The following is a 23,059-nucleotide window of genomic DNA, read 5'->3' on the forward strand; positions in this document are numbered from 1 at the left end:
CGGAGCGGGGGCCGGGCGCTCCCGCGCCGCGGCAGGCTCGGCGAGGTCGAGTGCCGAGTCCGTCTGCACCGCGACCGGCACCGACCGTTGGACCGTCCTCGGCCTCCCCGCCGGGCCGGTCGGCCCTGCGCCAGAAGCCGAAGACGGATCCGGACGCTCCCGGAACGCTGCCGGGACGCCCTCGAGGTGCGGCGCCCGGGCGCCGGGCGCTCCTGGAGCCACCGGCGTCCCACGCCCGGGCGGTAGGCACCGCCCGGATCCGTCGCCGCGTACGAACGAGAGCGAAAAACCGCGAAGACCCACCGCGAAAACCATTGTCAACGCGTTTACTCCTCATTTGACGATTCAGCTGACCGACGGGAGCTGAGGAGCAGGACGTTCGGAGCCCTCCCCGTCTGGAGTCCTCGACGCCAGGGGCGCCGTCACCGCGGTGATCGCCGGCAGCCGAGGCAGGAGCGTGATGCCGGAAATCGAGTGTTCGCGGCTATCGCGAAAAGCCTGGTGGCGGCGGTGGGTGACCGAGTCGGCAGGCTGGTCGGTGATCGCCACCCGGCGGATGATGTCCGCGGTGGCCGCCGCGTCGTGCGCTGCCGGGGGTGTGATCGGCATCCTCGGCGCAGTGCTCTCGCCGCACGACGTCGGGCCTCGACCGCTCCTGGGCGCGGTGCTGGCGCTGACGGCCGCGGTGCTCTTCGCCACGTGCGGGACGCGTTGCCCGCGGGGCGTCTTCTACGTTCTCGCCCTGCTGTCCACGGTCGAGATCGGTTATCGGGTGTGGCTGCAGCAGGGTGGGTCCCAGACGACCGCGGTGGCAGCGCTGGTACTGGTGGTGACGGTCTACCTGTTCGCGTTCTTCGATCCGGTGGCGGCCGTGCTGGGCGAGGCACTCGTGGCCGGAATGTTGATCGTCGCGAAAGTGTGGTGGGACGCCTATCCGTGGACGTCGATGGTGGTCCTCCTCGGTTTGAATCTTCTACTGGCCGCGGTCGTCGGATGGCTCGTGCGGGCCGCGGCCGACGCGGATCTGGACAGCCTGACCGGTCTTCTCAACCATCGAGGGCTCAGCCGGGCGCTGCAGAACGCGCTCAGCCAGGCGCAGGAACAGGAGAAGTCGGTCACGATGATCGTGGCTGATCTGGACGACTTCACCGAGATCAACCGTCGCTACGGCCGGGTCGAAGCCGATCGCCTTCTGCGTGCGTTCGGCCGGGCCTGGCGCGAGCAGGTCGGTTCGGCGCCGCTCGCGCGGACCCGCGGCGACGAGTTCGTGGCCGTACTCACCGAGGCTCCCGCCGGGGCCGCCCTCATGCCCACCGACGCGGTCGGGACCGCCCTCACGGTCGAGGCGGCCGGCCAGCTGGTGGACGCGATCCGCGCCGATCCGCGTGCGGGGAGACCACGGTTCTGCGCCGGCATCGTGACCTCCGGACCGGAGGACACTCCTCGGCGGCTGTTCAACCGCGCGGACACCGCGCTGTGCGACGCCCAACGGGCCGGATCGAACCGGACCGTCGTCGCGCCGGACACCGGCGCCGATCTCCGGGCGATGAAAACCGGGCTCGCCGCCGGGGAGTTCCGTGTGGTCTACCAGCCGATCGTCGATCTCGGCACCGGCCGGCTGGCCGGTGCGGAAGCGCTGCTCCGATGGACCCGTCCCGGAGTCGGGCCCGTTCCTCCGGAACACTTCATCACGGTCGCCGAAGAGACGAACTTCATCACCACACTGGGACGGTGGACGCTGACGCAAGCGTGCGTGGAAGCGGCCACCTGGACGCTCGCCGTCCCGACAAAAATCACCGTCAACGTCTCCGGCCCCGAACTGCAACGTCCCGAATACGGCGACGACGTCCTGCAGGTCCTCGCCGACACCGGTTTGTCGGCCGGCCGGCTGGTTCTGGAAGTCACCGAGAGCACTCTGCACGCCGACTCCCACACCGCGCTCGAGACGCTCGAACGCCTGCGCGGACACGGCATACGGGTCGCCATCGACGACTTCGGGACCGGGTACTCCTCGCTGAGCCGACTGCAGCACCTCCCGGCCGACATCCTGAAAATCGACCAGTCGTTCGTCGCGCCGCTCCGCGCCTCGGACACCAGCGCGCCGCTGATCGCGGCTATTGCCGCGCTCGCGCACGCGATCGGCCTCCGCACCGTCGCCGAAGGGGTCGAGGAACATCACCAAGCCGCGCTCCTCGCTCACCACGAGTGCGACGAGGCTCAAGGCTGGCTGTACGGCCGGCCCGGCCATCCCGACCCGATCCGCGGGGCGCTCGCGTCCCAGGCCCGCGCCCTGCCGCCGACCACCGCCCTGACGCCCAGCACCTCAGAGGGCGCGTGATTCGCACCGTTCGTGACAACCACAGGCTCCGGACGAGGGCGTCACGCTCTGCGTACCGGCCGGGGCGCAGCAGACGTCACCGCGCCACGCCTCCCGTCCTTCCTTGACCGCAACGACGGCGATCACCAGCGCCGCGGCCGGGTCCGCCCACCACCAGCCGAACAACGAGTTCACCGCCAGCCCCACCAGCAAGACCGCGGAAAGGTAGGTGCAGAGCAGCGTCTGCCGGGAGTCCGCGACCGCTGACGCCGAGCCCAACTCGCGCCCGGCCCGGCGCTGCGCGGCCGAGAGCACCGGCATGATCGCCAGCGACAACGCGGCGAGTACCAGCCCGACCGTCGAATGCTCCGCCCGGTCTCCGCCGACCAGCGCGCGGACGGACTCGACGGCGACGTAGGCGGCCAGCGCGAAGAACGAGACCGCGATGATCCGCAGCGCCACCTTCTCCCGGGCTTCGGGGTCGCGGGCCGAGAACTGCCAGGCCACCGCGGCGGCGGACGACACCTCGATGACCGAGTCCAGACCGAAGCCGATCAAGGCGGTCGAGGAGGCGACGCTTCCCGCGGCGATCGCGACGATCGCCTCGATCACGTTGTAGGTGATCGTCGCGGCCACGAGCAGTCGCACCCGGCGGCCGAGCACGGCGCGGCGGGGTGACGACGGGCCCAGACCGATCAGCGGCAGCGGGGAGCCCATCAGCAGCACCCGTTCTCGTCCGAGTCGGGGCACGCCGCCGGGTCCACCGCCAGTACCAGGCCGAGCAGGTCCCCGAGTGCGTGGGCGAGCCTCCGATCGGTCAGTTCGTAGCGGGTCCGCCGCCCTTCCGGAGCCGCGACCACCAAGCCGCAGCCCCGCAAGCAGGCCAGATGGTTGGACAGGTTCTGCCGGGACGTCCCGGCCAGCTCCGCCAGATCCGCCGGATAGCTCGGCCCGTCGCGCAAGGCCAGCAGTACCCGAGCCCGCACCGGATCCGACAGCGCGTGCCCGAACCGGGCCAGCACCTCGCCGTAGGTCACCGTCTCCACGACGCCGACGGTACAGCCAACGCTGTATTCAGCGCTAGCTGTACCGATCGCGGTCGGATCCCAGGGCGAGCCGCCGTCCGGGCGGTGGTGGACGCGTCGTAACGTCTGGCCTGATTGAGCCGGACCGCGTGCTTCCTCGGCCCTGGAAAGGATCGGCATGACCGATCAGGTACAGCCGTCTCCGCCCGACTCGGTCGCGACCGCGGAGTCGCACGAGTCCCACGGCTCGGGCGGCCGGGGCGCGTTGCGGCTCGGCGCGGTCATCGCCGCCCTCGGCATCGTGTTCGGCGACATCGGCACCAGCCCGATCTACACGATCCAGACCGTCTTCAGCCCGAGCGATCCGCATCCGGTCCCGGTCAGCGTCGACAACGTGTTCGGCGTCGTCTCGGTGGTGTTCTGGTCCGTGATGATCATCGTCACGGTGACGTACGTGCTGCTCGCCACGCGCATCGACAACGACGGCGAGGGCGGGATCATGGCGCTGATCACGCTGCTGCGCCAGTTCGGCGGGCGGTCGGGCACCCGGACCGTCGTGTTCCTGTCCGGGCTGGGCATCTTCGGCGCCGCGCTGTTCTTCGGCGACAGCATGATCACGCCGGCGATCTCGGTGCTGTCCGCGGTCGAGGGCCTGAAACTCGTCTCGCCGTCGATGGACGAGTTCGTCGTGCCGATCACCGCGGTCATCATCGTCGGGCTGTTCCTGGTGCAACGACGGGGCACCGCGACGGTCGGCCGGCTGTTCGGCCCGGTGATGATCCTGTGGTTCGTCACGATCGGTGGCCTGGGCATCGGCGGCATCGTCCACCACCCGGCCATCCTCAAGGCGATCTCACCGACCTACGCGATCGGGTTCCTGGCCGGCCACTTCGAGGTCGCGTTCTTCGCGCTGGCCGCGATCGTGCTCTCGGTGACCGGCGCCGAGGCGCTCTACGCCGACATGGGCCACTTCGGTCGTCAGGCGATCAGCCGCGGGTGGCTGTTCCTGGTGTTCCCCGCGTGCGCGTTGAGCTACTTCGGGCAGGGCGCGCTGGTGCTCCAGGACACCGCGAACCTCAGCGGTCCGTTCTTCCTGCTCGCGCCGTCGTGGGCCCGGCTGCCGCTGATCGTGCTGGCCACCGCGGCGACCGTGATCGCCGCCCAGGCCGTGATCACCGGCGCGTACTCGGTCGCCGCGCAGGCCGCGGAACTCGGTTACCTGCCGCGGCTGCGGATCGCCCACACGTCGGCCTCGACGATGGGCCAGATCTACGTCCCGTGGATCAACTGGCTGCTGCTGATCTCGGTGCTCACGCTGGTTTTCGCGTTCCGCAGTTCGGCCGCACTGGCGTTCGCGTTCGGCATGGCGGTGACCGGAACGATCACGATCACCACGCTGATGTTCTTCTACGTCGCCCACCAGCGGTGGAAAACGCCCACGTGGGTGCTGGCCGGCGGGGCGGCCCTCCTGCTGAGCGTCGACCTGCTGTTCGTCGCGGCCAACCTGACCAAGCTGGTGCACGGCGCCTGGCTGCCGCTGCTCATCGGCCTGACCACGTTCACGATCATGACGACCTGGCAACGGGGACGCTCCATCGTCACGGCCGGTCGCACCGAGGAAGAAGGCCCGCTCGGCGAGTTCATCGAGCACATGCGTGACAACGACCCGCCGACCACGCGGGTACCCGGCACCGCGGTCTTCCTCAACCGGGGCAAGCAGACCGCGCCGCTGGCGCTGCGCGCCAACGTCGAGCACAACCACGTCCGCCACGAGCACGTCTTGATCGTCTCGATCGAGACGCAGCCGATTCCCCGCGTCCCGCCGGACGAACGGATCGTCGTCGACGACCTCGGCTACGCCGACGACGGGATCAGCTTCGTGCGGGCCCGCTTCGGTTACATGGACATTCCCGACGTGTTGGATGCTCTCCGCCAGATCCCTCCGGACGCGGTGGAGCGACCGTTCGACCTGGACTCGGCGTCGTACTTCCTCTCCAAGATCGAACTACGGGTCGGGGACGCTCCGACGATGGCCCGCTGGCGCAAGCGGCTGTTCATCGCGACGTCGTACATCACCGCGGACGCGGCCGAGCACTTCAGCCTGCCGAGGGACCGGACCGTGATCATGGGTTCCCACATCGAGGTCTAGGCAGCCAGGCCGGGACGGAACGCCGGTAGGCGTCGTACTCGGCTCCGAACTGTTCGCGCAGCGTCGGCTCCTCGTAGCCGTGCACGAACGCGGCCGTCGTCGCGGCGATCACGGCCGCGTAGACGTACAGCACCGGGCGTCCGAGGAGTAGCGCCTGGCCGACGATCGCGGCGTCGACCGCGAGGTACATCGGGTTGCGCACGTAGCGGTAGAGCCCGCCGACGACGAGGTGGGCGGTCGGAGCCGCGGGGGCAGGGGTGCCGAAGCCTTCGCGGACGAAGCGGGTGAACGCGTGCAGCAGGACCGCAGCCGCGGCTGCGGTGAGAACCGCCCCGACCGCCCGGAGGGCCGTGGCCGTCGGGCCCGGGTGCCACGTGGTGAGGGCGTAGGGGACCAGGCCGGCGACCGTGCCCGGAGCGAGGGCGAAGAACAGCGCGCTGCCCGCGGCGGCATACCGTTTACGCATCGTGGAGCTCCAGGATCGCGTCGGCGGCGGCGCCCGGCCCGTCGACCTGGTCGTAGAGGCGCTGGATCCGCTGGGCGGCGGCGCGGTAGCGCGGGTCCTCGAGCATCGTTCGTGCGGTGCCGCGGATGTTTCCGGTGGCGGCGATGCTCCGGGCGGCGTTCAGTCGCTGGACGAGTGCCACGTTGAGTTCCTGCTCCGGCTGGAGCGGGAGGGCGAGTAGCGGCGCGCCGCAGGCCATCGCGGTCTGCACGCTGCCCTGGCCGCCCGCGGTGATCACCAGATCGGCGTCGGGCATGATCCGGTGGCTCGGCAGGACTCCGGCGACCAGGAAATTCGCCGCGCCCGTCACGTCCGCGAAAATGTTCTGAGGGTGCACGGTCGCTGCCACCAGCACCCTCACCGCGAGCGGAGCGAGCGCTTCGAGCACCGCCCGGACGAGGTCCGGTGGGCTGGACGTGATGGCGACGTAGATCAGCGGGCGGGGCTGGGCGAGGAAGCGCCGCACCTCGGCCGGGATCGGATGGTCGAGGTGCGCGAAGAGCGGACCGGTGCAGCGCAGCCGGGTTTCCGGACGGTAGGGGCTGCCGGGCGCCGGGACCCAATCGTCGATCGCGGAGTCGGGCAGGCCGAGGACCTCGGGGATCTCCGGGACCAGCGTGAGGTCGCCGAGCAGCAGGGAGGCCAGGCCGGGCATCGGCGGCAGGCCGTTCTCGGCGGCGACGCGGTTGAAGCCGGCGCAGTAGTAGGGAAGGCCGGGCAGGAGATCCTGGCGCTCCCTCGGCAGCGGCGCGAGACCGTGCTCGAAGATCGGCGGGACGAAGCTGCCGGCGTGCTCGGTCACCAGCTCCACCTGCGCGAGCCGGGTCGACAGCAGAGTGCTGAGCGTGAAGCCGGTGACGGTGACCCGCACGTCGTTCCGCGTGAAGTACCGGGCTTCGGCCGCGACGGAGGCACGGAGTTCGTCGTCGGAGTACATGCTCTGGTCGGGGGAGCCGAGCCCGATGCCGTCGCGGACGAACGTGGCGCAGCGCTCGGCGGTCATCGGCGGGTCGATGCGGTCGAAGTCGTCGCCGAGCAGGCTCTCGTAGGTGCCGCCGTGGGTGGCCAGCCGGACGGGGGCGCCGCGGTCGCGGAGCGCGCGGTGGAGCTCGAGCATGCGGGTCGTCTCGGAGAGGTAGCCGCAGTGGGGCAGTAGGCAGATCATGAGCTGTTCCTCCTAGGCTCAGTTAGGTAATATATTGCCTATGCCTGCTGAGGAACAGTCTCTGGTCGGATCCGGACTCCCGCCGCCGGTCCGCGCGTTCCGCGCGCTGCTGCTCGTCGCACAACGTCTGCGGTATCTGATGGACGCCCGCCTGCGGGCGGACGGCGTCACGACGCAGCAGGCCGCGCTGCTGACCGTGGTGGGGGCGCTGGGGTCGCCGACGCTGGGGGAGGCCGCGAAGGCGCTCGGGAGCACGCACCAGAACGTGGCGCAGCTGGTGGCCGCCCTGGAGAGGAAGGGGTGGCTGGTATCGGCGCCGGATCCGGCCGACCGTCGCCGGAGGTTGCTGTCGGCGACGGAGAAGAGCGCGGCGTACTGGGCCGGCCGGGACGCAGAAGACTTCGACGCCGTGGCGGAGTGGTTCTCGATGCTGTCCGAACAGGAGGTCGAGACCCTGGCCGACCTGGCCGTGCGAGTAGCGGCAGGCCTGGATTCTGCTGTGGATTAGCTGATAATGGTCCGGGGGATTGGGGGGCTCATGACCGCTGCGCCCGAGGCCGCGACGATCAGACCAGCTGTGGAGGACGATCTGGATCGTCTCCGTGAGCTGCACACGCTGGCGCGGGCGTTACCTCCCACGGACGCCGGTATCCCGTCGGTCGAGTCCGTGGACGGAGTGACGGTGGCCGCCGTGGACGGTCGGGCGGTGGCGTTCCTGGTCGCGGAGCACTCGCCGGGGACGCACATCGTGCTGACGACGATCGTGGTCGACCCCGAACACGACGGGCACGGCCACGAGGCCGCCCTGGTCGGAGACGTCCTGCGGGCCGCGGACGGGACCGACGTGGCTGAGCGGTCCGCCATCTCGATGCAGGTCGCGTTCGACGCCTCGGATTTGCTCCAGGCGCTGTTCGATCAGGGGTTCGTCGGCCGGCGGGCGTTGGAGGATCTGTTCGGCCGGGGCCGGCACGGCCTCTACTGCGTGTACAAGAGCCGGTACGAGTACCTCCATCCGGATGAGCGCTATTTGCTGGCGCTGACGTCGTGGCAGGCGATCCACAGCCTGATCAGCCAGGAGCACTACGCGGTCACCGGGGCCTACGTGACCGGTGGGCGCCGGGTGTTGGAGGTATCTCGTTTCGAGAGCGAGGACGCCGCGGCGCTGCAGTCCGACGAATCGATGGCCGGGATCACTTTCGCGGCCGGGATCTTAGCGGCGATCACGTTCGTCCTGGGCTTCTCGTTCACCTCCAACAAATTCCCGGACGACATCAAAGTGCTCCTGCTCGGCGCCGCGCTGACCGCCACCCTGGCATTGATCATCTACGCGAACACCTCGGGTGAACTGGCGCGGATTCGTTCGAATGCCTTCGTGCGAAACATGAGGTGGGGCAACGTTCTGTCCGAGTACGGCGGTGTGCTGCCGTTCGTAGTGGCGCTCGAAGTGACCTACGCGAGGATTACCCAGTCGTGGCTGGCCGCATTGATCACCGGAGTCCTGACGTCGCTGGCGCTCCTGCTCTATTTTCGTTCGGACTTCTGCCTGGCCCGCCGGTTCGAATCGTCCTTCTGGAGCCATTTTTTGACCGGGCTGATCGTCATCGCGCCCGCTGCCGGTTCGGTCGTCGTCCGGAACTCACCGATCAGCTGGCCGTGGACGGTGGCGTTCTCGGGCACGCTGATCGCCGCCGCGACCATATTCCTGGCGTCCCGAAAACCAGAAGGCGCGGGCGGCCGGACGGGAGTGCGGCGGTGGCAGATTCGCCGTTAGCCGGCAGCGTAGGCGAGGAGCAGACGGTCTTCGTCCTCCCCGAAATGGCCCGAGAGTCTCGCGATCTCGGAGTATCCGAGGTGGTGATACAGGCGGAGCGCAACGATGTTCCCGGGGTCGACCGTGAGTAAGAATCCCCCTGCTCGCTTGGACGCGCCGAATGCCTCGGCGCGCGCGGTGAGATGGCTCCCGACGCCCCGGCGCCGGTGTCGGGCCATGACTCCGAGCGACACGATCCACCACTGATCCTCGTCGCGCTGGCTGGCCGTCGTGATCACGTAGCCGACGACCGCGCCGCTGGCGACGTGCTCAGCGACGAGGAACCCGTCGCCCTGGATGTCCACGGCCTGCCGGAAGACGAAGTTCGGATACAGATCGTGGCCGGCGAAGGCGTCGGCTTCGACCGCCCCGACCGCCGGTACGTCGTCCGTAGTGCAGGGGCGGATCGTGTACTCGGGTGGCATCGGCGGAAGGAATCGAACCGATTGCTCGTCGTGTCCCACTCGGTTCCTCGTTTCCTCGAGCCTGTGCGACCGCACGTTCCGTGCCCCGAATCATGCTAAGAGTTGATTGCTGCGTTTCGCTCGTCATGTCGCCGAGTTCTGGATGGGGCCCCTGTGACATCTGAGGAAATTGAGCGACCTGTGGGTAATCGAGGCGCCGCGCCTTTGACGTTGCGGAACTCGGAAGCGCGGTGGGACGAGTTCGCGCCGATCGCCTACTGGGATCTCAACTATCGTCATATGCGCCACGACGATCGGCGAATACTGCACATCATCCGCGATCATTTCATGGCGACGGCAGATCTCCGCCGGTTCGGATTGCGCCGAGCCGCGGCGGTCGACGTCGGTACCGGATCGAACCTCTATCCGGCGTTCGCCATGACGCCGTTCGCCGACCGAATATTTCTTTATGATCTCAGCACGGCCAACGTGGGCTGGCTGACGAAACAGCGGCGCCAGTTCGACGAGAGCTGGCTTCCGTTCTGGCACGAACTGGCGGCGAAAGGACCGTACCGTCGGGTGCGCAGTCCTCGGCGCGAGTTCGCTCGGAAGGTTCATATCGAGCGAAAGAATGTGTTCCAGCTCGACGAGGGCGGCTTCGACCTCGGCACGATGTTCTTCGTGGCGGAGTCCCTCTCGACCGAGGAGGACGAGTTCGTCGCCGCGATGCACGCGTTCATCGGGTCGCTCCGGCCCGGGGCGCCGTTCGCGACGGCGCACATGGAGAACTCGAGCGGCTACGAGGTGGACGGCGTCTGGTTCCCGGCCTATGCCGTGAAGGCCGAGCAGATCCGGCGCACCCTGGGCGAGGTCGCGAGCGACGTTTACGTGGAGCAGATTCCGTACAACGTCGATGGAGCGCTACGGGAGGGCTACGACGGGATGATCGTCGCTACCGGCCGGGCGAGATAGCGCGTGGCGCGCGTAGGCCTGTGCGGCCTCGGCGACCTGAGCGTCCGACAGGGCCGTCAGATTCTTCTCGGTCGGCTCCACGTAGGAGTGCCAACTCATGAGCAGTCGCGGCAGCTTCAGCCCGCGATGATCGGTGTGTTTCTCCACCATGGTGTAGTGCCGCTTCTGGTAGAGGTGCAGCGCGGCGCCGTTCTCCGGGTCGACCGTGAGCATGACCTCGCGACAGCGGTTCTCGGCGAAATATGTCTCCGCCGCGGCCATCAGCCGGGAGCCGACCCCGTGGTCCTGATGGTCCTTGTGGACGGCCAGGGACATGACCCAGCCGACCTTCCTGTCGTTCGCGTCACGAAACGCGGCGAGGTACCCGACGACCTCAAGGGTGCCGTCTTCGCGGCGGTGCTCGGCCACGAAGAAGCCGTCACCCAAGATCTCGAGGGCGCGGAAGAGCCGTGGCGGGTAGGGCTCGTCGCCGAACGCGCTGAGCTCGACCTCGAACAGGCGGTCGACGTCTTCCACGCGGAAGCGCCGGACGCGATACTTCGGCGGACGCGTCGTGGCCGGACCCTGCGGGGTGTCGCTCAGGCACACGGGGAAGGCCTTCGCGGCGGCAGCCGTCGCTGTTTCCGTCAGCTGCTTCAACACGTGCTCGGATCCGGTGATCGGGAGGACCGCGTCGAGCAGAACGGTCGGCCTCGTGTGATCGTCCTTTCGGACTACCACGACATACCCGACTACTTTGCCATTCAGTACGGCGACCTGAAATCCGGGCCCGACCATGTCGAAGAACTGCGCGAAGACGAACCGCGGAAGCACCGCATTGCCGTGAACCTGCGACTCGACCCGGAAGACCGCCGGCAGATCCTTGGTGCGAAACGGGCGGACCGATAGGCTGGCGAGTGACGGAGGATCGCTCTGTGCTCCCCCGCCGGTAAGCTGGCCCCCGGGGTGGGTGCGCGTCTTCACGTCGTTCCCTCGCTGTAGAAGTAACGTGACATTACCAGACCGGGGAATCGCCTCAGGGACTCCCGGTCCGGGTGTCGTCTAGCGGGTCTGTTGGGGCTGTGAACTGCAAAAATCACGACACACGACCGGTAGTCGTCTGGGCGTGATTCTGCTCCCACCGGGCCGCCGCTGACAAGACTGAGTCCACCTGTTGGGGGACGGCAACGAGACCGATATCTGCGTTTCCTGCTCGCAACAAACACGCGGAGCACCTCCTGTTCACAGCCGGCCGGTGGCGGCGTGCCGGAGATCGGTCGTACAGCCTGAGGACGACCGTTAACGGCAGGCAGTTCAGCCGATGCTGGTGTTCCCTGCGCGGGCCGGGGCCCGTGTGACGGATGATACGCCCCTTAAATGCATCTAAGAAACATATATCCGTTTGCACGTTTAGTAAACACCGGTCGGTCCCTGACGGCCACGGACCATCGTGTTCGACGCCCGCACCCTCAATCTCCACTAGCGACAGCGGCGAATTGCGGGCTGTAGTAACTTCTTATTGATCGCATCTGGCGAGGCCGAGTCGTCGCCGGTTCATCCTCGGCGCACGCCAGATGGTCTCGGCGGGAGGGCGAGCGGGGGTCCGATGAGATTGCAGCCACGGCGGGAGATGCTCGAAATTTGGCGAGCGGTCGCGCGCCACAACGGGGCTGAGGGCGAATGGGTATGGGAAGGCCGTTTCGGCCGAAACTCTATTTCCGACGCTGAGCAGCTCCTTTGCATTATGTATCCGGCCTCGCTGGTGAAGAGCTTCCAGCTCGACCGACCGGCCAATACCGAGAAGGCGATGCTGAACGCCCTCGGAAGAATGGGTGACCGGTCGGATCTACCGCGCAGGCTCCTGGATCTGCTGACCGAGTACATGCAGACCTATACCGACAAGGAGTCCGGAGCGCCTGACTTTTCCGGCGGATCCTATTTCCGGTCGGCTGAGTCCGGTGTGAAGCCGACCGACGAGCAGCTCCGGTTGCACGTCGTCGACTCCTACTCGATCTCCGTGACGCTGACGCTCGCGACGCTCGGCTTCCTGCGGATCTTCCGCGACCAGATCACCCGGGCCGACCTCAAGGCCAAGGTCGAGGAACTGGAGGCGCTGGCCAGCCGTCGGCTCAGCGCCGCCATGGTCGGTCTGCTGCGCAGCTTCACGGTGAACGTCTACGGAGACGACTCGCTGCCCTGGAAGACGCTCATGCGTACGGTCGGCCGTCGCGGTCAGTCCAGCGAACGCCTGGTGGCCGACCTGCAAGACCGGTTGCAGGAAGTCCGGTCCGGCCTCCGCGACCTGAGTATCGGCTCGGGTCAGGTGGTCGACGACCTCAGCGACCCGTCGCTGTTGTTCGAATGCGGCTGGACCTGGGGGACGCTGGCGGGTGCGCCGGAGATCAAGACGACCGAGGAGGTCGGCAGGCAGGGGGAGGGGCAAGCGGAGGATCGTCCGCTGTTGTACTTCACCACCAACGCACTGGCCGGAATCGTCGACCTCACGTCCGAGCGGACCCGGGTACTCCGTCTCCTGAACGAAGAGCAGCAGCGCCTGGCGCAGGCGCTGCAACTTCGGTACGACCTCACCCGCTCGTACTGGGCGACGGTCGCGAGTTCGGAGACGACGACGGGTGTCCGCCTCGCGGAAGACCGGTGGCCCCTCGAAGACATCCCGTGGCGCACGAGTGACGGCGAGGAGTCCGACTACTTCAGTCTGCTCGTCACGTCGCTCGTCACTCACGACCTCAGCCGGCGCGGTGCGCCCGACAGCGACCTCCGCCGCGTCTTCTCGGTCCTGCAGGAGCTGAGCAGCCGCGGACGCGTCACCCGGCGGCCGTTGACCAACGACGTGGCGATCGAATTGCACACGCCGGGGGTCCCGCTCCGCCTCGGTGGCAGCAAGACCCCGGCCGGGCCTCAGCTGAACTGGGTCGTCTCCGACTTCGCCGTCATGCTGCTCAAGCGCGTGGCGACGCTCGCGGGCCTGGCGCGCAGCCCCGAGCTGCGGAGTCAGCTCACCGCGCTGATCGACCAGGTGTGGGACCACTTGGCGGAACGGCGAATGGACGACGGTCGGCCGGGCTCGCTCTGGGACCAGGCTCCGGCGACGTGGGACATGCCGGAGGGCGCTACCGAGGGCACGAAGGCAGATCGGCCTTCCTGGTACCACACCGAAAGGGTGATGGAGTGCCTCGTCATGCTGTCCGACCTGATCCTGAAGAAGCCGACGAGGAGCGACCTGCTGGCCCAGCAAGCACGCGACCGCATCACCGAGGCCGAGCAGTTGGTCGATCGTCAGCTCTTCGCCGGCGCGATGGAGGCCGGCCCGGCCGTGCGCGGACGCCTGCAGGAACTGCGTAGCAAGCTCCAGCGGGCCCAGAGTGCCCTCGCCGAGATGCCGGCCACTGCGGACTCCCTGGCGAGCGAGGTCCTGCGAGGGCTGGACGAGCTGGAAGCCGCGCAAGAGAACGCGGCGGAGTGAGGCACCGTGATCGTTTTCGCGACCTCGGACAAGGGCGGCACCGGCCGTTCCGTCACGGTGAGCAACCTCGCCTATCGCCGTGCGTTGCAGGGTGACGACGTCTGCTACCTGGACTTCGATTTCGGTTCGCCGACCTCCGGCGCGATCTTCCACATCAACGATGCGGCGCGCGGCATCCCGAAGCTGCGTAACGCCACCGAGGGCCGGGGGCTGCACTCCTATGTGCAGGGCGAGATCAGCGATCCGGCGCGGCTGGACGTCTGGCGCACTACCGAGCGCCTGGAGATGCGCGGCAACCCGACCAGCGGCGGCCGGCTGGTGCTGCTGCCCGGCAACCATGGTGGTGGCGAGTTTCCCCGGGTGGAGGGGGACGTCAAGCGGGTCGCGGGGCTGTTCCGGACGCTGGATCAGGAATTCGCGCTCTGCATCGTCGACCTGAGCGCCGGGCGGTCGTACGCGACCGACCTGGTGCTGGAGGCGATCCGGTCTCCGCTGCTCAAGGGCGTCGAATTCCGGTGGCTCGTCTTCCACCGGTGGACGAAGCAGCACATCATCGCCGCCTCCGGATTGGTGTTCGGCGAGAACGGAATTCTCGGCAAGGGTACGAAGAGCATCCCCGACTCGGGCGCGCTCGTTCGCTTCGTCCGGACGGCGGTCGTGGACCCGGACTCGAGCCAGTTGTCCGGCCTTCGTCCGGCGCAGGTCGCCTGGTTGCGGCGGTGTAACCGAGAGTTGCAGGAACTCGCCGGAAAGCACGGTCTGGGCCACACGATGATGCTCGGCGAGATCCCGCTGGAGCCGATGCTGCAATGGCGCGAGCAGTTGGTGCTCGACGACGACGTCTACACGCGTCAGGTGGCGAACCGCGACACTCTCGAGGCGTTCGAGAGCCTCGCCGACCGGCTGTTCGACAAGAAGCGTTGGGAGACGCTGTGACCTCCGTCGGCGCCGAGTACAGCGAAGCCACCGCCCGCAGGCGGACGCAGTCGCTTCCGTTCTCCCATCTGTCGATCGAGTTGGGCCACCTCTACCGCGAGGACTTCGACCCCGAGGGCAGCAAGCTCCGTGAGCATTTCGCGCTGGTCGCGCAGTGGGTCGCGGGCGCGAAGCAACGATACGCACCGACGGGGAAGCGTCGCCCCCGCATCAGTACGTGCTTTTTGATCGACGACTATTTCGCACCGTTCAGCGCTCCGAAGGTCGTCGTCCCGGCGATCGTCGAGGCGGCCGCCGAAGCCGGGCTGACGATCGACTACCTCGCCCGCGAAGCCTCGTGTGCGCGGGCGAACGAAATCGACCTGGCTCAGCTGGTGCTGGCCCAGCTGGTGCCCGAACCCCCGGTAGACACCGACGGATCGCGGCCGCCGGTACTCGAATCGGGCTGGTTGAGCAATGGCCGTCGTGCGCAGGAGGGCATCGCGCAGGCGATGGGAGGCCGTCGGGAATGGACCCCGGCCGACCAGACGTCGGCGCGACGTCACTCGATCTTCGTCGATGTGGAGCTCTGGCAGGACAAGGGCGGGAAGCGTGTCTGGTCCTGCCCGTTCCTGGCCGCGGTGTGGCAACTCGTACGACTTGGAATGGTGCGTCACAACGGGTCACCGGTCATGGTTCCGGAGGAGGCGGCGCGGCTGGATACGGCGGAGAGCTGGGAGGACCTGCCGTCGATTGTCCAGCTCAATCCGGACGCGGATCCGTTCTGTGCTTACCAAACGTGTTCGGTTCTTTCCAACCGCTTTCTTCCGGTAGAACTCGCGGTACAGGTGATTCTTAGCCAGATAGTTGTGGATGATGCGGTGGAGGAGGCGATTACTCAGCGAAGTGCCGCCGAGGGATTCCGGCTTCCCCCCGAAATTGTTCGGCGAATCAACTACGTTCTGGATGGGAACGTTGCCGGCGATCCGTGACCCGGCTCGAACTCCGACCGGGGGCCGTAGTGTTGATTCTGGGCGAGGTGCACACTGGGCTGCTTCGACATTCCACCGCCGTATCACAGGCGGTAGCGGAGCGAATCCTTGCGCTCCGTCTCGGAGCAGAGGTCCGGTCGTCTAAACGTCCAGTCCCGTACACGGTGTCGCCCGATCTCTTCGACGGCGTCGATTGCCGTCTGCCCACCAGCAATGGCGGTCAGCCGCGTGGCATCGGCACCGTCGCCTCGTATGCGTCGATAACCGGCGGTCAAATCGTTCAGGCCACGTCGGTGGCCACACTGACCGCGGGAACCGCGGGCCGGCGTCGGCCCTGGGGCCACTACCTCGCGCGCCCCGGGGTGATCGAGACACTCGGCCCGGCGAACTGGGATCACGTGGCGGCCGGTTGGGCGGCGTCCGAACGCTCCGTTCCCAATCTCGCGGCGATTGCCGTCCGGCATCTCGCCGAGGTCCAGGAATCTTCTCTGCTCGATCAGACGGTGACCATCCGGACGCCGGTCACCCGGCTCCGATGGATGCTGGAGTACTCGGAGTCCGGATCCGAGATCGAACTCTCGGTCGAGTCGGGCGAAGATCGGACCATTCGAATGTCGGGCGCCGGGCTCCCCGCTCGCGCCGTCAGCGATCTCTGCGGAGCCGTCGCGATGCACGACTGGCTGCTGACGATAGTGCTGACTGCGATCGACCGGAGCCATCTGGACTCGGGCATCAACTCGAGGGTGCTCGGCCGTCTGCGTCCCGCCATCGATCGGTTCCTGCACCTCTGGATGCCGGCGGCGAGGATCGATGCGGCACTGCGTCCGTACTGGGTGAGTCTCGACGAGGCGGCGGGTCTGACCGAGCAATGGCGAACTCAGGTCGCCCGGATCCGTGACCAGCTCGCGCTGCACACGGTCGGTCTTCTCGAGGAGGCGTCGGACCGCGCTCAGCAGACCTCGGACGCCGGATGACCGAGCAGGGGCGCGTCCGGGCCGCGCTGGCGACCAACAACGCCCGACTCATCCGTCGCATCTTCGTGTCGCTGGGCATCGGCGGCCTCACGTACGGCCTGACGAACCTCACGAGCGGCGAAATCGGCCCGGAGGACCAGGCCGCGTTGATGTCACTGACGCTTTCGGTGTTCCTGGGCGGCATCGTCCTGCTGGTTCAGTACCTGATGGAGTTGGATACCCGGCTCCAGGCGATCGAGCAGCGTCAGATCGAGCACGAGCGAAGCATTCACGACCTGGTGCACGGGGCCTTCGTCCAGATCAGCGACGCCGCTTCACTGTTCGGCCTGCTGGAGCAGACCGCGGCGCGGTCGGATCCGGTCACGCAGATGGTGAAACACGCGATCCTCATCAAGCCGAGTGACTCCGGCCTGGTGTACGAGTTCGCTCAGAACGAGATCACCCGCACCTCGTCGTTCCTGAAGGCGCTCGCGGCGGGCGAAGCCACGTACGAGGGCGAAGATCATGACTGGCTGATCGGATTGACCGACATCAGCCGCTCACATATCGACGCGACGAGCTTCGCGACGGTGGATGCCGGCGGCGAGAGCTTCGGCGATGGCTTCTGGCAGAGCCCGCTCGGCCGGCGCTACCTCCAAGCGCAGCACGACGCGGTGTCGGACCGCGGCGTGATCGTCAGGCGCATCTTCATCTTCGACAAGCCCGACCTGCCGACCGATCGCGAGTTCAACGAGATCTGTTCGGCGCAGGCGGCGGCCGGCATCGACGTCCGTGTACTCGACTACAGCCGGATCACGCAATCCCATCTGGATTTACGTGACTTCATTATCTTCGACAACAGCGTGAGCTACGAGACCGTCGTGTCGGCCAGCCGCGCTATCGCCAATCCTTCGATCTTGAATACGAAACTCGTGCTGGATATCGGTCAGATACGCAAGCGTACGGCGGACTTCGAATACCTGTGGGATCTGGGTGAGCCGCTTCCCCCCGCGACTTTTTCCTGAGAGGAGGCGGATTCTTATCGATAGGGGCACTGGCGTCGCTCGGGTATCGGCGCTACCGATGATAACCGGGTGAGGGCCGTGATCGATTCGAACTTCGTTTTCCTTGCGTTTGCGTTCAACGTCTTGGGTACCAGCGTTTACGTCCGCAAAGCACTACAGGGCCGGGTCAAGCCACATTTGGTCACCTGGACGCTGTGGGCCATCGTTCCCTATATCGCGTTCTTCGCCCAGATCAGCGAGGGAGTCCACCTGCCGGCCTTCATCACCCTGGTCGCTGGACTCAACCCGACGTGCACGCTGATCGTCGCCGTGCGCAGCAAATCCGCGCACTGGAAGACGTCGGTCTTCGACGTCGTGTGTGGAGTCTCCGCCGGGCTCGGTGTGGCGATGTGGTGCGTGTTCTCCGATGCTCGCTATGCCATCGTGTTCGCGATCCTGGCCGACGCGCTCGCGGCCATTCCGACGTTCGCGAAGTCGTTCACGAACCCGGAGAGCGAGAGCTCGTTCCAGTACGCGTGCTTGGCCGCGAGCGCGCTGATCACGCTGGCCTCGCTGGACGTCTGGAGTTTTGCCAGCTACGGCTGGGCGGCCTACCTCGCAGTCCTCGGCATCGGCTTGGCGCTGACGATAAGGATACGCGGGCGCAGGCGGAAGGCACTGAAACCGATGTCGACGGGGAGATTGCGGCGCCGATTCGACGACGAGGTGGCTGTCGACCGCTGGTGAGCTCAATCCGGCTTCGGGAGACGGTTGGTGGCCTCCTGCTGGATCGCCGATACCTGAGTCAGGTATCGCAGGATGGCGTGGAGTTCCTCGTCACTGAACGTGTCGTAGAGCTGATGCAGCGGCCTCAGCAACTCCACGAAATGCGGCCCGATCGAATCCAGCTGTCCCCGCACCGTCTCCACCAGCACGCTGCGCCGGTCGTCCGGATTCGGGATCCGGCGCGCGAAGCCCTTGCGCTCCAGCCGGCTCAGCAGCCCGGTCACCGACGCCGGCGCCAGGCCGGACCGCTCGGCCAAGTCGCCGGCGGTCAGCGGCCCGAAGCGCTCGATCAGGTCGAGCGCCTTTTGCTCGGTCGCGCTCAGGCCGGACAGCTCCGCGAGCGCCGTATGGAACATCACCGCGACGGTGCTCTGCGCCCGGCCGGCCATGTCGAGCTGCGCGATGAGCCCGTCCCGCTCCCCGCCGCCGCCTCCCGGCGCCGCCTGCGGTAGGCGGCCGTCTCCCTGCGCGGCGGACTCGTCGCTGTGCGCCGCTGGCTCGCTCCGGTCGCTTCCCACCCTTGACATCCTAGCTAATACTTAGTTCGTCCGAACGAAATAAATGGGGGACACCATGCGAGCACTGGTCATCGGCGGCGGCATCGCGGGTTCCGCGACCGCGATCGCGCTGCACCGCGCCGGCATCGAGGCGACGATCTATGAGCGACACGCCCACACCGCCGACGACGTCGGGCTGTTCCTGACGTTCGCCGGCAACGGCATGGACGCGTTACGCGTCCTCGGCGCGAACGAGGCGGTCGAAAAGGCAGCGTTCGAGACCCCGCGGATGGAAATGCGCAGCGGCACCGGGCGCGTGCTCGGACAGATGTCCCACGGCTCCGTCGACGCGGTCAGCCGCACGATCCGCCGATCCGACATGTACCAGGCCCTGCGCGACGAGGTGCTCGCCCGGGGCATCTCGATCGAGTACGGCAAGCGTCTGGAGACCATCACCGACGACACCGCCTACTTCGCCGACGGCACCCACGCGACCGGAGACCTCGTCGTCGGCTGCGACGGTCTGCACTCGCCGACCCGGACGATCATCGACCCGGACGCGCCGAAACCCCGGTACACGCCGGTGCTGAACACGGGCGGCTACGCCACCGGCGTCGACACCGGCGCCGAGCCCGGCACGTTCACGATGGTCTTCGGCAAGCGCGCGTTCTTCGGCTACGTCCCCGCTCCGAACGGCGAGGTCTGGTGGTTCGCCAACCCGCCGTACCCGACTCCGCCGACGGCGTCGGAACTCGCCGAGATCAATCAGGGCGACGCCTGGCGACGGCGGCTCCTCGACCTCTTCCGGGACGACGACTCGCCCGCGACCGCGCTGATCGAGTCGAGCACGAACCCGATGACCGGCTGGGCGACGTACGACCTGCCGGTCGTCCCGAACTGGTACCGCGGCCGGGTCGTCCTGGCCGGGGACGCAGCCCACGCGACGTCCCCCTCGTCGGGACAGGGTGCGTCGATGGCGATCGAGGACGGGGTGGTGCTGGCCAAGTGCCTGCGCGACCTCCCGATCGAACGAGCCCTCGAGACCTACACCAGCATCCGCCGGCCGCGCGTCGAGAAGGTCGTCGCGGCCGGTGCCCGGACCAGCAACCTGAAGGCCGCGGGCCCGGTCGGCCGGGTCATCCGCGACGCGATGATGCCGCTGTTCCTCAAGCTCGCGTCCCGCTCGATGAACAACGACTGGATGTACCGGTACCACGTCGACTGGGACGAGCCCGTGATACTGGAAAAGTGATCATCCTCGCCGGCGTTCCCCTCGGTAACCCGGGCGACGCGACCGACCGTCTCAAGCAGGCCCTGGCCACCGCCGACGTCATCGCCGCCGAAGACACGCGGCGCGCGAAAAGGCTGGCCGCGGATCTCGGAGTGACCATCGGTGGCCAAGTCATCCGCTTCGACGACGTCACCGAGCAGCGTCAGACCGCGAGCGTCGTCGGCCGCGCGCAGGACGGCGCCACGGTCCTGCTGGTCACCGACGGAGGTATGCCGAGCGTCTCCGACCCGGGCTACCGCCTGGTCGTCGCCGCCATCGCCGCCGACGTGCCGGTGAAGGTCCTTCCGGGACCGTCCGCGGTCACGACCGCGCTCACGCTCTCCGGCCTCCCGTCCGACCGGTTCTGCTTCGAGGGATTCCTGCCGCACGCCCCCGGCAAGCGCAAGGCCGCGTACGCGGCGCTCGCCGCCGAACCGCGCACGATGGTGTTCTTCGAATCGCCGCGGCGCATCGGATCGTCGCTGCAGGATGCGGCCACCGCGTTCGGTGCCGCCCGACCCGCGGCCGTCTGCCGCGAGCTCACCAAGACCCACGAAGAAATACGGCGGGGGACGCTCGGCGAGCTCGCGATCTGGGCCAAAGATGGGCTGCTGGGCGAGGTCACGGTCGTGATCGGGGGAGCCCCACCGCCCGGCCCGGACGACGTCCCGGAGCCGGCCGAACTCGCGCGCCGCGTGGCGCTGGCCGAGGCCGGGGGAGTGCCCCGCAAGGAGGCGATGCGTGCGGTCGCCACCGCCGTCGGCGTCCCCCGAAACGTCGTCTACGACGCGGTCCAGGCCGCCAAACGGGGCCATTGAACAAGTTATCGACGTTATTCCTGGCGATCATGCAAAACTAAAACGTCCTGTTCGGACGGTGCGGCTGGGGCGGGTGCGCTGATCTGTGGAACTCGGTGCCGACGACGACGCCGGCCTCGCCGAGCCCGTCGGCGCTGACGTTCGACGGGCTGAACACTGGACAGCGGGTGCCGCGGCCGCGGCAAGCGAGTCTGTTACTCAGCGGCGAGCTGGCCCCGGGCCATACCTTGTGGGCCGGATATCAGCAGTTGAGGGGTGACCGACTCATCATCCAGGCGGCGCCCTGTGCGATTACGGGAAATCGCACAGAGGTCCGCTGCGCGGACATTTATCTCGGCAATGACGAACACGACCAGCGGGTGTTCCGCGTCTTCGTGGCGGACGCGGACCGTCAAGCGACCGCGACGCTCGAGGAATGGGCCCAGAAGGCGCCGCCAGGGCGAGGTGGCAACACGGCACACGAGGCGCTGCCGCTCGGAGCGGCCGAGATCGTCCAGGTCGAGAACATCCGCTTGTCGGGAGAGACGGGGTAGCCGCTAGAACGCGGCCAGCGTCAGCGCGATGAGCAGCAGGCCGACCGGGCCGCCCAGGCTGAGCAGCCAGAGGGCGGCCACCCGGTGCGGGCCCTCGCGGCGCAGGCGGTGGACGCCGGTCCCGGCGCCGATGCCGAGGCCGCAGGTGAGGACCAGCGTGAACCCGAGTACCCAGCGGAGGTGCAGGTCGCCGACCGAGCCGGCGTAGGCGACGCCGCTGTCGCGGTGCAGGAGCCGGGCGGGTATCGGGGTGCCCGGCGTCCGCTGGGCCGCCGACAGGTTCGCGAGCCGGACGTCGCGGGTGAAAGTCTGGCCGGACGGCACGAAGCGGGCGGTGCAGGTGCCGGTGCCGGTGCCGGTGCCGGTGCAGCGGAGCACGGTCGCGGTGCCGGTGGTCCCGACGCCGGTCGCCAGCCAGAAATGCGTGGCGCTGACCGACGCGAAGAACGTCGCCAGCAGCCCCAGGACGATCGCGAGCGCCAGTCCGGCCCCGGGGTGGCGCAGATCCGGTCCGCCGAGCGCGGGCCCGTCCGCTGCCTTTGCCCCGCGTGCTCCCGCGCTCCCGGCCGGTCCGCCGAACCCCGGTCGCCGACCAAGACCCAGCCCGCCCGAGCCCAGCCCGCCCGAGCCCAGCCCGCCCGAGCCCGGCTCGCCCGAGGCCTGCCCGCCAGCGGCCGGGCTGGGGGCGGTCGGGCTGGTGGCGCGGCTCCGGTTGGCGCTGGCGGTTCGCGCAGCGGGTCCCGGCCCGGCCGGAGCCGGCCGCTGGACGATCCGGCGGTCGCCGACGTGGGTGGCGCTGCGCTGCGCCGTGGCGCCGGCGATCCGGTCACTGACCAGTGCGGCGCGCAGATGGTTGCGCAACGAGGCGAGCCCCTCGATCTCCGGCTCCCGCTGCGCCACCGCCCCGGTCACGAACGGCGCCCCGTCCTCGAACGGCGCCCCGTCCTCGAACGCCACCCTGTCCTCGAGCGGTGCTCTGTTCACGAACGGCGGTCCGGCCGCGAACGGTGCATCCGGCAGGTCGAACGGCAGCGGCTGCGTGCCCGGCATCTCGTACGGCGACAGATCGCCCCGGCCCACGCGCTCGCCGCGCTCGCCCACGCCCACGCGCTCACCTATGCCCGCGCCCACGCGCTCGCCGCGCTCGCCCGCGCCGCCGCGCTCGCCCCGGCGGTCGCCTACGCGGTCGCGCCCGCTCCCGGCGGTGCCTCCGGTCCCGTCCAGAACGCCCGCTGCGTCCAGGAAGCCGGCCCCTCCGCCGTCACCGTGGGCCGAAGGCTCCCCGAGGGCGATCGACGGCGCCCGGGGGGCGTCGATCTCGAAGAGAACCGGCTCGGCCAACGTCGGCACCTCGGTAGCCAGAGCCGGCGCCGCGTCTTTGCTGGTACCCACCGACTCATTGGACCGCGTTCAACGTCCGATTTGCCGGATCGGTCCCCTGTCGGCGTGGCGTTAATGCTCTGTGGCACTGGGCCTAGGCT

22 protein-coding genes are annotated in these 23,059 nt (G+C 68.3%); 14 read left to right on the forward strand and 8 right to left on the reverse strand.

Going from position 1 to position 23,059, the window contains the following annotated elements; translation table 11 throughout:
• The first annotated feature begins 514 nt into the window (after nucleotides 1-514).
• Nucleotides 515-2,338: an EAL domain-containing protein gene (locus tag ACIBZJ_RS40425; protein ID WP_395938932.1), complete on the forward strand. Its 1,824-nt coding sequence runs from the start codon at nucleotides 515-517 to the stop codon at nucleotides 2,336-2,338.
• On the opposite strand, the gene ACIBZJ_RS40430 is transcribed toward ACIBZJ_RS40425, so the two are convergent.
• The gene (locus tag ACIBZJ_RS40430) at nucleotides 2,324-3,034 is read right to left on the reverse strand and encodes a cation transporter (protein WP_395938968.1); all 711 of its coding nucleotides are present in this window, start codon (nucleotides 3,032-3,034) and stop codon (nucleotides 2,324-2,326) included. The two genes, ACIBZJ_RS40425 and ACIBZJ_RS40430, sit on opposite strands and share 15 nt — an antisense overlap.
• Nucleotides 3,034-3,363: an ArsR/SmtB family transcription factor gene (locus ACIBZJ_RS40435; RefSeq protein ID WP_395938933.1), complete on the reverse strand. Its 330-nt coding sequence runs from the start codon at nucleotides 3,361-3,363 to the stop codon at nucleotides 3,034-3,036. Before ACIBZJ_RS40435 ends, ACIBZJ_RS40430 begins: the two co-directional genes overlap by 1 nt.
• Nucleotides 3,364-3,520: 157 nt before the next feature.
• Between ACIBZJ_RS40435 and ACIBZJ_RS40440 the strand changes: the two genes are divergently transcribed.
• Nucleotides 3,521-5,491: a potassium transporter Kup gene (locus tag ACIBZJ_RS40440; RefSeq protein ID WP_395938934.1), complete on the forward strand. Its 1,971-nt coding sequence runs from the start codon at nucleotides 3,521-3,523 to the stop codon at nucleotides 5,489-5,491.
• Here ACIBZJ_RS40440 and ACIBZJ_RS40445 read toward each other — a convergent pair.
• Both ACIBZJ_RS40445 and ACIBZJ_RS40450 read right to left on the reverse strand, forming a co-directional pair.
• Complete coding sequence (locus ACIBZJ_RS40445; RefSeq protein WP_395938935.1) at nucleotides 5,466-5,957, reverse strand: methyltransferase family protein; 492 nt, start codon at nucleotides 5,955-5,957, stop codon at nucleotides 5,466-5,468. The two genes, ACIBZJ_RS40440 and ACIBZJ_RS40445, sit on opposite strands and share 26 nt — an antisense overlap.
• Nucleotides 5,950-7,161 (reverse strand): glycosyltransferase, encoded by a 1,212-nt coding sequence (locus ACIBZJ_RS40450; RefSeq protein WP_395938936.1) that lies wholly within the window; start codon nucleotides 7,159-7,161, stop codon nucleotides 5,950-5,952. The genes ACIBZJ_RS40445 and ACIBZJ_RS40450 overlap by 8 nt, the downstream gene beginning before the upstream one ends.
• 40 nt (nucleotides 7,162-7,201) lie before the next feature.
• Here ACIBZJ_RS40450 and ACIBZJ_RS40455 point away from each other — a divergent pair, with 40 nt between their 5' ends.
• Together ACIBZJ_RS40455 and ACIBZJ_RS40460 are read left to right on the forward strand one after the other, a co-directional pair.
• Nucleotides 7,202-7,669 (forward strand): MarR family winged helix-turn-helix transcriptional regulator, encoded by a 468-nt coding sequence (locus tag ACIBZJ_RS40455; protein ID WP_395938937.1) that lies wholly within the window; start codon nucleotides 7,202-7,204, stop codon nucleotides 7,667-7,669.
• A 30-nt stretch (nucleotides 7,670-7,699) separates the two neighbouring features.
• Nucleotides 7,700-8,932: a hypothetical protein gene (locus ACIBZJ_RS40460; RefSeq protein ID WP_395938938.1), complete on the forward strand. Its 1,233-nt coding sequence runs from the start codon at nucleotides 7,700-7,702 to the stop codon at nucleotides 8,930-8,932.
• On the opposite strand, the gene ACIBZJ_RS40465 is transcribed toward ACIBZJ_RS40460, so the two are convergent.
• The gene (locus ACIBZJ_RS40465; protein ID WP_395938939.1) at nucleotides 8,929-9,396 is read right to left on the reverse strand and encodes a GNAT family N-acetyltransferase; all 468 of its coding nucleotides are present in this window, start codon (nucleotides 9,394-9,396) and stop codon (nucleotides 8,929-8,931) included. The genes ACIBZJ_RS40460 and ACIBZJ_RS40465 overlap by 4 nt on opposite strands.
• 153 nt (nucleotides 9,397-9,549) lie before the next feature.
• Between ACIBZJ_RS40465 and ACIBZJ_RS40470 the strand changes: the two genes are divergently transcribed.
• The gene (locus tag ACIBZJ_RS40470; RefSeq protein WP_395938940.1) at nucleotides 9,550-10,347 is read left to right on the forward strand and encodes an SCO2525 family SAM-dependent methyltransferase; all 798 of its coding nucleotides are present in this window, start codon (nucleotides 9,550-9,552) and stop codon (nucleotides 10,345-10,347) included.
• Here the strand turns inward: ACIBZJ_RS40470 and ACIBZJ_RS40475 are convergent.
• On the reverse strand, nucleotides 10,297-11,310 hold the full coding sequence (locus ACIBZJ_RS40475) for a GNAT family N-acetyltransferase (RefSeq protein ID WP_395938941.1): 1,014 nt from the start codon (nucleotides 11,308-11,310) through the stop codon (nucleotides 10,297-10,299). The genes ACIBZJ_RS40470 and ACIBZJ_RS40475 overlap by 51 nt on opposite strands.
• A 622-nt stretch (nucleotides 11,311-11,932) precedes the next feature.
• Between ACIBZJ_RS40475 and ACIBZJ_RS40480 the strand changes: the two genes are divergently transcribed.
• From ACIBZJ_RS40480 to ACIBZJ_RS40505, 6 genes are all read left to right on the forward strand, one after another.
• The gene (locus ACIBZJ_RS40480; protein ID WP_395938942.1) at nucleotides 11,933-13,810 is read left to right on the forward strand and encodes an SCO2524 family protein; all 1,878 of its coding nucleotides are present in this window, start codon (nucleotides 11,933-11,935) and stop codon (nucleotides 13,808-13,810) included.
• Nucleotides 13,811-13,816: 6 nt separating this feature from the next.
• The gene (locus ACIBZJ_RS40485) at nucleotides 13,817-14,746 is read left to right on the forward strand and encodes an SCO2523 family variant P-loop protein (protein WP_395938943.1); all 930 of its coding nucleotides are present in this window, start codon (nucleotides 13,817-13,819) and stop codon (nucleotides 14,744-14,746) included.
• Complete coding sequence (locus ACIBZJ_RS40490; protein WP_395938944.1) at nucleotides 14,743-15,717, forward strand: SCO2522 family protein; 975 nt, start codon at nucleotides 14,743-14,745, stop codon at nucleotides 15,715-15,717. The genes ACIBZJ_RS40485 and ACIBZJ_RS40490 overlap by 4 nt, the downstream gene beginning before the upstream one ends.
• Nucleotides 15,714-16,691: an SCO2521 family protein gene (locus ACIBZJ_RS40495; protein WP_395938945.1), complete on the forward strand. Its 978-nt coding sequence runs from the start codon at nucleotides 15,714-15,716 to the stop codon at nucleotides 16,689-16,691. The genes ACIBZJ_RS40490 and ACIBZJ_RS40495 overlap by 4 nt, the downstream gene beginning before the upstream one ends.
• Entirely contained in the window at nucleotides 16,688-17,695 is a 1,008-nt protein-coding gene (locus ACIBZJ_RS40500) for a DUF6879 family protein (protein WP_395938946.1), read from the forward strand. The genes ACIBZJ_RS40495 and ACIBZJ_RS40500 overlap by 4 nt, the downstream gene beginning before the upstream one ends.
• 78 nt (nucleotides 17,696-17,773) lie before the next feature.
• Nucleotides 17,774-18,421 (forward strand): hypothetical protein, encoded by a 648-nt coding sequence (locus ACIBZJ_RS40505; protein WP_395938947.1) that lies wholly within the window; start codon nucleotides 17,774-17,776, stop codon nucleotides 18,419-18,421.
• A gap of 2 nt (nucleotides 18,422-18,423) precedes the next feature.
• On the opposite strand, the gene ACIBZJ_RS40510 is transcribed toward ACIBZJ_RS40505, so the two are convergent.
• On the reverse strand, nucleotides 18,424-18,978 hold the full coding sequence (locus ACIBZJ_RS40510; protein WP_395938948.1) for a MarR family winged helix-turn-helix transcriptional regulator: 555 nt from the start codon (nucleotides 18,976-18,978) through the stop codon (nucleotides 18,424-18,426).
• A 55-nt stretch (nucleotides 18,979-19,033) separates the two neighbouring features.
• Between ACIBZJ_RS40510 and ACIBZJ_RS40515 the strand changes: the two genes are divergently transcribed.
• From ACIBZJ_RS40515 to ACIBZJ_RS40525, 3 genes are all read left to right on the forward strand, one after another.
• On the forward strand, nucleotides 19,034-20,209 hold the full coding sequence (locus ACIBZJ_RS40515) for an FAD-dependent oxidoreductase (RefSeq protein ID WP_395938949.1): 1,176 nt from the start codon (nucleotides 19,034-19,036) through the stop codon (nucleotides 20,207-20,209).
• On the forward strand, nucleotides 20,206-21,045 hold the full coding sequence (gene rsmI, locus ACIBZJ_RS40520) for a 16S rRNA (cytidine(1402)-2'-O)-methyltransferase (RefSeq protein ID WP_395938950.1): 840 nt from the start codon (nucleotides 20,206-20,208) through the stop codon (nucleotides 21,043-21,045). Before ACIBZJ_RS40515 ends, rsmI begins: the two co-directional genes overlap by 4 nt.
• A gap of 95 nt (nucleotides 21,046-21,140) precedes the next feature.
• Entirely contained in the window at nucleotides 21,141-21,578 is a 438-nt protein-coding gene (locus tag ACIBZJ_RS40525; protein ID WP_395938952.1) for a hypothetical protein, read from the forward strand.
• Nucleotides 21,579-21,581: 3 nt separating this feature from the next.
• Here ACIBZJ_RS40525 and ACIBZJ_RS40530 read toward each other — a convergent pair whose 3' ends face one another.
• Nucleotides 21,582-22,970, reverse strand: coding sequence for a hypothetical protein (locus tag ACIBZJ_RS40530; RefSeq protein ID WP_395938953.1), 1,389 nt, complete (start codon nucleotides 22,968-22,970; stop codon nucleotides 21,582-21,584).
• Nucleotides 22,971-23,059: the final 89 nt, after the last annotated feature.

Source organism: Cryptosporangium sp. NPDC051539 (genome assembly GCF_044454545.1).
Taxonomy (GTDB): Bacteria; Actinomycetota; Actinomycetes; order Mycobacteriales; family Cryptosporangiaceae; genus Cryptosporangium.